An 8032-nucleotide genomic window follows, 5' to 3' on the forward strand; every position below is an offset into this window, starting at 1 on the left:
CTGCGACAGGTCGAGGATGTGGATGCCGTTGCGCGCGCCGAAGATATACGGCTTCATGCGCGGGTTCCAACGGTGGGTCTGGTGGCCGAAGTGGGCGCCAGCTTCGATAAGATTCTGCATCGTGACGACAGGAGCCGCCATAGTCTTTCTCCTTCCGGTTAGTCCTCTGAAAGGCAAGAACCGAGCGATCCGCTAGGGAATCATCCCGGCACCGGTATGTGCGCCTTCCATGTGGAATGGGCGGGCCGTTAGACGGCTTGCCCGCGAAAAGCAAGGCCCAAGCGTCGATTAGCCGCCCTGCCGGCTCGGTGCGCCTTGCACCGCGCCCAACTCAATTCATCGACAAAACATAACGTTTCATCGCATTAGCATTGAGAACAAATAGAGAACATGGAACGAAAAGGTCAGCAAAACCGTAGCTCCGGGCGAAGGTTTCGCACAGGGAAGCCGAAAGGACAAGAAAATGGTTCAGGTCGCCGCCGCTCTTCTCTTCGCATGTGCCGCCGGACTGGGTGTGCTGGTGATTCTCGCCATGCTGCGCACCAATGGCGACGCGATCTTGTCGGCGCTTGCCGGCGAAGGCGCCTTCCCGCACGGCTCGTCCCCCCAGACCGGCCCGGCCGCGACCGTCGTGCCGCTGCGCCGCCGTGACATGCCGCGCGGCGTTCGCACCCCGGTTCGCGTTCAGCCGCTGATCAGCCGCGCCGCCTGACTTTCGCGTAGCTCGCAAGTCCAAAGGGCAGCAGCCCGACATAGAAGACGCAGATCGCAAGCAATGTCGGCCACGGCGCAGTGACGAGCGCAGCGCCGAGCAGCCCCACCCCCGCCAGCGCGAACAGCCGCCACGACCGACGCAGGCGGATCGACGACCAGCTGTATGTCGGGATTGCCGAGATCATCAGCATCGCGACGCCGAGCGCCCACGGCATGACGACATACCATTCGCGGAACAGGTCGTTGCCGGTCGAAAGCCAGAGATAGACGGGAACAAAGGCAAGTCCCGCCCCCGCAGGCGCCGGAATGCCGGTGTTGAAGCCCGCCGACTTGTGCGGCTGGACATCGGCGTCCATCCGCGAATTGAACCGCGCCAGCCGCAGCGCGCAGCCGACCGCGAGCGCCAGCGCTGCGGTCCAGCCGAATTTCGGCGCGTCGTCCAGCGACCACAGAAACAGGATCATCGCCGGCGCGACGCCGAAGGCAATGACATCAGACAGGGAATCGAGTTCGGCGCCGAATTTGCTCTGCGCGCGCAGCAGGCGCGCGATGCGCCCGTCCATCCCGTCGAGCACCCCGGCGAAGATCACCGCCGCCAGCGCCTTTTCCCATTCCTCGCCGATCGCGAAACGCACGCCCGTCAGGCCGAAGCACAGGGCGAGCGCGGTAATCGCGTTGGGCGCAAAGGCACGCAGCGGGATGCCGCCGATGCGGCGCGGGTCGACACCCGTCCGGGGATCGCGATCACCCGCCATTATTGCCCGATGCCGTCGATCGTGTCGCCCTTGCCGAGCCGGGCAACAATCGTTTCGCCGGCCAGCGTGCGCTGCCCCAGCAACACCTGCGGCGCCGTACCCTGCGGCAGATAGACATCGACACGGCTGCCGAAGCGGATCAGGCCGACGCGTTGGCCCGTCGCAAGCTCGGTTCCCATGCTCACGAAGGGCATGATGCGCCGCGCCACCAGCCCCCCAATCTGGGTGAAGCCGATGCGCACCCCGTCGGCGCGTTCGACGACGAAATGCTGGCGCTCGTTTTCCTCGCTCGCCTTGTCGAGATCGGCGTTCACGAACTTGCCGGGGATATAAACGAGCTTGCGCAGCGTCCCGGCAACCGGGGTGCGATTGATATGGACGTCGAACACGCTCATGAAGATCGATACGCGCAGCATCGGCGCATCGCCCAGCCCGTCGGCCCCAGCGATTTCGGGCGGGGGCGGGACTTCGGCAATCTGGGTGACGAGCCCGTCGGCGGGTGCGATGACCAGGTCGGCACTGGTCGGCGTCACGCGCACCGGGTCGCGGAAAAAGGCGCCGACCCACGCGGTGATTCCGGCCATCAGCCAGCCGGCGATTTCCCAGCCGAGCAGCCAGAAACAGACGGTGACGATCGCCGCGATCAACAGGAATTTGCGGCCCTCGGGGTGAATCGACGGCCAGCGCCACTTGATGCCGCCGCCGGGGCGGTTGGAAGAGATGGTGGTGGACATGGCGATTGTTCTAGGGCGCGCATCGGGCACTGACAATCGCTTATCCCGCCCCGCCCGCTCGCGGGACGGCACCAGGGCGGTTGAACATTGCCCCGGCTTTGCCTAAGGCCCCCTGCAATTCGACTCCCCAAGGAAAAGGCAGCAGCATGGGCAAGATCAAGGTAGTCAACCCGGTCGTCGAACTCGACGGCGACGAAATGACGCGGATCATCTGGCAGTGGATTCGCGAACGGCTGATCCTGCCCTATCTCGACGTCGACCTGCATTATTACGACCTCGGCATCGAGGAGCGCGACCGCACCGACGACAAGATCACCGTCGAAGCCGCCAATGCGATCAAGAAATATGGCGTCGGCGTGAAGTGCGCGACGATCACCCCCGACGAAGCGCGCGTCGAGGAATTCGGCCTCAAGAAGATGTGGAAGTCGCCCAACGGCACGATCCGCAACATCCTGGGCGGCGTCGTGTTCCGCGAACCGATCGTCATCAAGAATGTCCCGCGGCTTGTCCCCGGCTGGACCGACCCGATCGTCGTCGGCCGTCACGCCTTCGGCGATCAGTATCGCGCCACCGACTATCGCGTCCCCGGCCCCGGCAAGCTGCGCCTGGTGTTCGAAGGCGAGGACGGCACGATCATCGACGAGGAAGTGTTCCAGTTCCCCTCGTCCGGCGTCGCGATGGCGATGTACAATCTCGACGATTCGATCCGCGATTTCGCGCGCGCCAGCATGAATTATGGCCTCGCGCGCGGCTGGCCCGTCTATCTGTCGACCAAGAACACGATCCTGAAGGCCTATGACGGCCGCTTCAAGGATCTGTTCGAGGAAGTCTATCAGAACGAATTCAAGGCCAAATTCGAAGCAGCCGGCATCATTTACGAGCATCGCCTGATCGACGACATGGTCGCCTCGGCCCTCAAATGGTCGGGCAAGTTCGTCTGGGCCTGCAAGAATTACGACGGCGACGTCCAGTCGGACACGGTGGCACAGGGCTTCGGCTCGCTCGGCCTGATGACCAGCGTGCTGATGACGCCCGACGGCCAGACCGTGGAATCCGAAGCGGCGCACGGCACCGTCACCCGCCACTACCGCATGCACCAGCAGGGCAAGGCGACCTCGACGAACCCGATCGCGTCGATCTTTGCCTGGACCGGCGGGCTCAAGCATCGCGGCAAGCTCGACGGCACGCCCGAGGTGACGAAGTTTGCCGAAGACCTTGAGCGTGTGTGCATCGAAACCGTCGAAAGCGGCAAGATGACCAAGGATCTGGCGCTGCTGATCGGTCCCGATCAGAACTGGCTGACCACCGAGGGCTTCTTCGAAGCGATCGTCGAAAATCTCGAAAAGAAGATGGGCTCCTGAGCCAGCGGGCTTAAACAACCGAAAAGGTTGGGATAGGCATCTAGCCAATCGGGGCCGGCCTGCATAAGGTCGGCCCTTATGGTAAGTGAACAGGACACATCGGCTATCGGCAACGCGCTGGTGGTGCTGGGGGCGGCGGGAATCGTCATCCCGGCCTTTGCGCGCTTTCGCATCTCGCCGGTGATCGGGTTCATTCTCGTCGGGCTGCTCGTCGGGCCATCGGGGCTCGGCGCGCTCGCCGCCGATTATCCCTGGCTGCGGCACATCACCATCGCGTCGAGCGAAGACATCGCGCTGTTCGGCGAATTCGGCATCATCCTGTTGCTCTTTTCGATCGGGCTCGAACTGTCGTTCCGGCGCCTGTGGCAGCTGCGCAAGCTGGTCTTCGGCATCGGGGCTGCCGAACTCTTGCTGGGCGGCGCGATACTGGGCACGGCGCTGTTCCTGCTGGGCGATCATTCGACCGCCGCGGCCTATGGTCTCGGCATCGCCCTCGCCCTCTCATCGACGGCGCTGGTGCTGCCGATCGCGGGCACCAAATCGGCCGTCGGCCGCGCTTCCTTTGCGATGTTGCTGTTCGAGGATCTGGCGATCGTCCCGATCATCTTCGTTCTCGGCGCGCTGTCCCCCATCGCGGCGAGCGACAATACCGAGCTTATGCTGACGACGTTGTGGCAGGGCGCGCTGGTCGTGGCGATCCTCGCGGTCGCGGGCTGGTTCCTGCTGCCGCGCATCTTCGCGCAGGCCGCGCGCGCCAAGGATCCCGAGCTGTTTCTGGCGGCGAGCCTGCTGGTCGTGATCGTCGCGGCGCTGGCGACCGCCGCGGTCGGCCTGTCGCCGATCGTCGGCGCGCTGCTGGCCGGCCTGATGATCGCCGAGACCGAATATCATGGCGAAGTCGAAGCGATCACGGCGCCGTTCAAAGGTCTCGCGCTCGGCGTGTTCCTGATCAGCGTCGGCATGGGGCTCAACCTCAAGACGATCGCGGCGCAATGGCCCGAGCTGATCGCCGCCGTGGTCGGCGTGGTCCTGATCAAATCGATCGTGACCGCGGCGCTGCTGCGCTTTTCGGGCGCCGCGCGGCGCGGCACGGCGGCCGAGGTCGGATTGCTGATGGCCAGCCCGTCGGAAACGACGCTGATCGTCCTTGCAACGGCGCTGCAGGCGCAGCTCATCAGCCGCACCACCGCCGAATTCTGGCAGCTCGTCACCGCAATCGGCCTGACGATCACGCCGCTCCTCGCCCGCGTTGGCCACGATGTCGCGCGCCGGATCGAGATGCGCAGCGGCGACGCGCAGGAAGAAGAAACGCCCGAAGGCCGCACCGTCGTCGTCGGCTTCGGCCGCGTCGGGCGCACCGTCGCCGAATTGCTGCGCGAACATCAGCGACGCTATGTCGCGGTCGACGCCGATATCGACACCGTCGCGGCGGCGCGGCGCGACGGATTTTCGGTCCGCTTCGCCGATGTGGCGCGCCCGGGCAGCCTCGACCGGATGGGGATCGAGAATGCCGACGCGATCGTGCTGACGATGGACGATCCGGTGCAGCAATTGCGCATGACGCGCCAGCTTCGCCAGAAATATCCCGAGCTGCCGATCATCAGCCGCGCGCGCGACGCCGATCATGCCGCGGCGCTCTATCGGGCCGGCGCCACCGACGCGGTGCCCGAAACGCTCGAAAGCTCGCTGCAACTCGCCGAAGCCGTGCTGGTCGATCTGGGCGTTGCGATGGGCCCCGTCATCGCCTCGATCCACGATGTCCGGGCGCGCATGCGCCACGACATCATGACCAAGGGCGAGCTCGCCGACGAACCGCGCATCCGCAAGCTGCGCCGCCCCGAAGGCAGCGTCTGACTATTTCCCGCCGCCGATGGCTCCGCCATCGAGCGCCGCCGCCTGCGCCAGCGTCATTCCCTTCGGCAACACCGCCAGCGACCATTTCCGTCCCGGCACCAGATATTGCCGCGCCAGACGCTGAATATCGGCAGCGCTGATATTGGTCACATCGTCCTCGATCGCCATCGCCGCCTTGATATAGCGCGGATCGCGCGTCGCGCCCTCGAGCAGATACATCCAGTAAAGATTGCCGGTCGTCGCGCGCGCGACCTGTTCACGGATCGGCCCGGCGTTGCGCGCGAGTTCATCAGCGCTAACCGGCCGCGCGACGAGATCGGCGGCAATGTCGTCGGCGATGCTGTAGAGCCGGTTCACATCCTTTGGTGCCAGCAGGCTGCCGACGAGCAGATAGCCGCCGCTTTTTTCGAAACCCGTCGGCCAATGGCTGTCAACGACCGGGCCATAGCTTGCGCCCTGTTCGGCGCGCAGCCGGTCGAACAGGCGATCGTTGAAGATCGCAGCGAGCACATCCATCGCCCGCGCGTCGCGCATATTGTCGATCCCGCCGCTCGTCGGCCAGGCGATCATCGCCGCCGCCTGCCCCTTGTCGCCGGTGTGATAGGCGACGAACGGCTTTGCATTATGCTGCGCGAAGGCAACGCTCTGTCCGCCCGGCGGTGCGAGCGGCTGGCGCGGCGCAAGCGCCCCGAAACTTTCGGCAAGCAACTGCTTGTAATCGACCGATTCGAGATCGCCGAAAATCTGGACCTCGATCGGGCCGCTTTTCAGGCGCGGTTCCCAGAAAGCGCGAAAGGCGGCGGGGGTCAGCCCTTCGATCGCGGCGCGCGACGGCGGCGCCCAGCGCGTGTCGCCACCTGCCAACCACCCGCGCAGATTGCGGTCGAGCACCGCGTTGGGCGTCGCGTCATTGAGGTCGAAACCGGTCAGCAGGCCAACGCGCAGCCGCTCGATCGGCGAGGCATCCCAGCGCGGCACGGCGAGCTTGGTCGCCATGAGGCGCAGCTGATCGCGCAGATCTGCGGGGTTGCTCTCTGCGGTCATTTCAAAGGCGTCGTCGTCGATATCGAAGCCCATCTGGATCTGGCGCCCGTTGGTCGCCTGATCGAGCTCATTCTGGCCCCACGGACCGACACCGCTTGCCATCAGCGCATAATCGCCGGTCCACAGCAGATTGGGCGCGTTCCCCGCGACGCTGCGATTGCCGCTGCCGAAGCGGACGTTCACGCGCACCTTGCCGGGTTCGACCTTGTTGTCGGCAACCAGCGCGGTCACGCCATTGGCGAATTCGAGACGCTGGACGCGCAGCCCGGGGAGCGGCGTTTCGGATGCGATCGTGCCGGGCTGCCCCAGCGCGGGAAGCTGGCTGAAATCGACCTTCGCCGCCGCAACGCGATCGTCGCGCGCGGTGACGGGTGCCGCAAGCGCGGCGAGCAACGCCTTGTCGCCGCCTTCGATCGGCGTCGGCGTCGTCAGCACGAGCCGCGTGACGGGCGCCGCGAAAATCGCCCGGCTGATGTCGAGCATTACCTGCGGCGTCGCCGACGCGCGGATCGCGGCGAACATATCGACCTGCCCCTTGGGGCTCGTCACCGTCTCGCCGATATCCACCGCGCGCACCATGTCGTCGGCGAGGCGCGACCCCGGCTCGTTGGGCGCATTTTCCAGTTCCTTGCGCAGGAAAGCCTCGATCTCGTTCGCTTCGCGGTCGATATCGGCCTGCGACGGCGGCGTCTGGACGGCATCGGCGATAACCCCGCGCACGTCGGCGAGCGCGGCCTTCCAGTCGCCGAGCGGGACGATTTCGGCCGAGGTGACATCGGCGCTGCGGCTGACATAATCCTGGCTGACGGTGGCCACGAGGTAGCTGCCGCCGCTGCGCGCGCGATTTTCCAGCCGGCGATTGACGAGCGCCTGTGCGAGATATTCGAGGTAGAGGCGCCGGGTGTTTTCGACGGTATCGACGCGCTTTTTCCATGGCCGGATCATCGCGAGCGTCAGCGCGAGCGGCTGGTTCGCCTCGACGATTTCCTTCGCGACCGGTTGCGACGGATCGGGCTTGCCGAAATCGGGCTGCGCCGGGTTCGCACCCGCCTCTTTCCAGTCGCCGAAATATTTGCCGATCAGCGCGGCGAACTGCGCGGGATCGCCATCGCCGACCATCACGACGACGGCGCGGTCGGGGCGATACCAGCGATCGTGAAACGCCTGAACGCTGTTGGCGTTAGCCGCACCGAGCGCCGCAGTGGTTCCGATCGGCGAGCGTTCGCCGAGCAATTGCCCTGCGAACAGATGCGCGCTCGTCGCATCGGCGATGCGCTTTTGCGGCCCATCCTGTTCGCGCAGTTCGGACAGCACGACGCCGCGCTCGGCCGTCACCGCGGCATCGGTGATCCGCGGTTCGCGCACCATGCCCGACAGCAATTTCATGCTTTCGTCCAGCGTCGTCGATGTCACGCTGGGCAAGTCGAGTTGATAGACGGTCTGCGTCGGCGTCGTTTGCGCATTCGAATCGCTGCCGAAGGTGACACCGAAACGCTGCCAGATGCGCTTCGTCTCTCCGTCGGGAATATGCAGCGAGCCGCGAAATGTCAGATGTTCGAGCAGATGCGCA

At 65.4% G+C, this 8032-nt stretch carries 7 protein-coding genes; 3 read left to right on the top strand and 4 right to left on the bottom strand.

Annotated features, from left to right (window positions below; translation table 11 throughout):
- Window positions 1–141 (bottom strand): 30S ribosomal protein S2 (locus ABS88_RS21200; RefSeq protein WP_286750362.1); only part of this gene is annotated, 141 nt, incomplete at its 3' end.
- A gap of 322 nt (window positions 142–463) precedes the next feature.
- Between ABS88_RS21200 and ABS88_RS21205 the strand changes: the two genes are divergently transcribed.
- The gene (locus tag ABS88_RS21205) at window positions 464–712 is read left to right on the top strand and encodes a hypothetical protein (protein WP_086457138.1); all 249 of its coding nucleotides are present in this window, start codon (window positions 464–466) and stop codon (window positions 710–712) included.
- On the opposite strand, the gene ABS88_RS21210 is transcribed toward ABS88_RS21205, so the two are convergent.
- Window positions 696–1469, bottom strand: coding sequence for a CDP-alcohol phosphatidyltransferase family protein (locus ABS88_RS21210; RefSeq protein WP_286750506.1), 774 nt, complete (start codon window positions 1467–1469; stop codon window positions 696–698). The two genes, ABS88_RS21205 and ABS88_RS21210, sit on opposite strands and share 17 nt — an antisense overlap.
- A complete protein-coding gene (locus ABS88_RS21215; RefSeq protein WP_286750507.1) occupies window positions 1469–2203 on the bottom strand; it encodes a phosphatidylserine decarboxylase in 735 nt (244 codons plus the stop codon). The genes ABS88_RS21210 and ABS88_RS21215 overlap by 1 nt, the downstream gene beginning before the upstream one ends.
- 146 nt (window positions 2204–2349) lie before the next feature.
- Here ABS88_RS21215 and ABS88_RS21220 point away from each other — a divergent pair, with 146 nt between their 5' ends.
- Window positions 2350–3564, top strand: a complete 1215-nt coding sequence (locus ABS88_RS21220) for an NADP-dependent isocitrate dehydrogenase (RefSeq protein ID WP_062900589.1) — start codon at window positions 2350–2352, stop codon at window positions 3562–3564.
- A 78-nt stretch (window positions 3565–3642) separates the two neighbouring features.
- Window positions 3643–5418: a cation:proton antiporter domain-containing protein gene (locus ABS88_RS21225; protein ID WP_286750508.1), complete on the top strand. Its 1776-nt coding sequence runs from the start codon at window positions 3643–3645 to the stop codon at window positions 5416–5418.
- Here ABS88_RS21225 and ABS88_RS21230 read toward each other — a convergent pair.
- A partial coding sequence (locus ABS88_RS21230) for a M16 family metallopeptidase (RefSeq protein WP_286750509.1) occupies window positions 5419–8032 on the bottom strand: 2614 nt, incomplete at its 5' end.

This window comes from Sphingopyxis sp. SCN 67-31, from assembly GCF_001725095.1.

Bases quoted from the DNA above. Each gene is read 5' to 3' on its own strand.
- ABS88_RS21215 (WP_286750507.1), bottom strand. From the start codon at position 2,203: ATGTCCACCACCATCTCTTCCAACCGCCCCGGCGGCGGCATCAAGTGG.
- ABS88_RS21225 (WP_286750508.1), top strand. From the start codon at position 3,643: ATGGTAAGTGAACAGGACACATCGGCTATCGGCAACGCGCTGGTGGTG.
- ABS88_RS21210 (WP_286750506.1), bottom strand. From the start codon at position 1,469: ATGGCGGGTGATCGCGATCCCCGGACGGGTGTCGACCCGCGCCGCATC.
- ABS88_RS21205 (WP_086457138.1), top strand. From the start codon at position 464: ATGGTTCAGGTCGCCGCCGCTCTTCTCTTCGCATGTGCCGCCGGACTG.
- ABS88_RS21220 (WP_062900589.1), top strand. From the start codon at position 2,350: ATGGGCAAGATCAAGGTAGTCAACCCGGTCGTCGAACTCGACGGCGAC.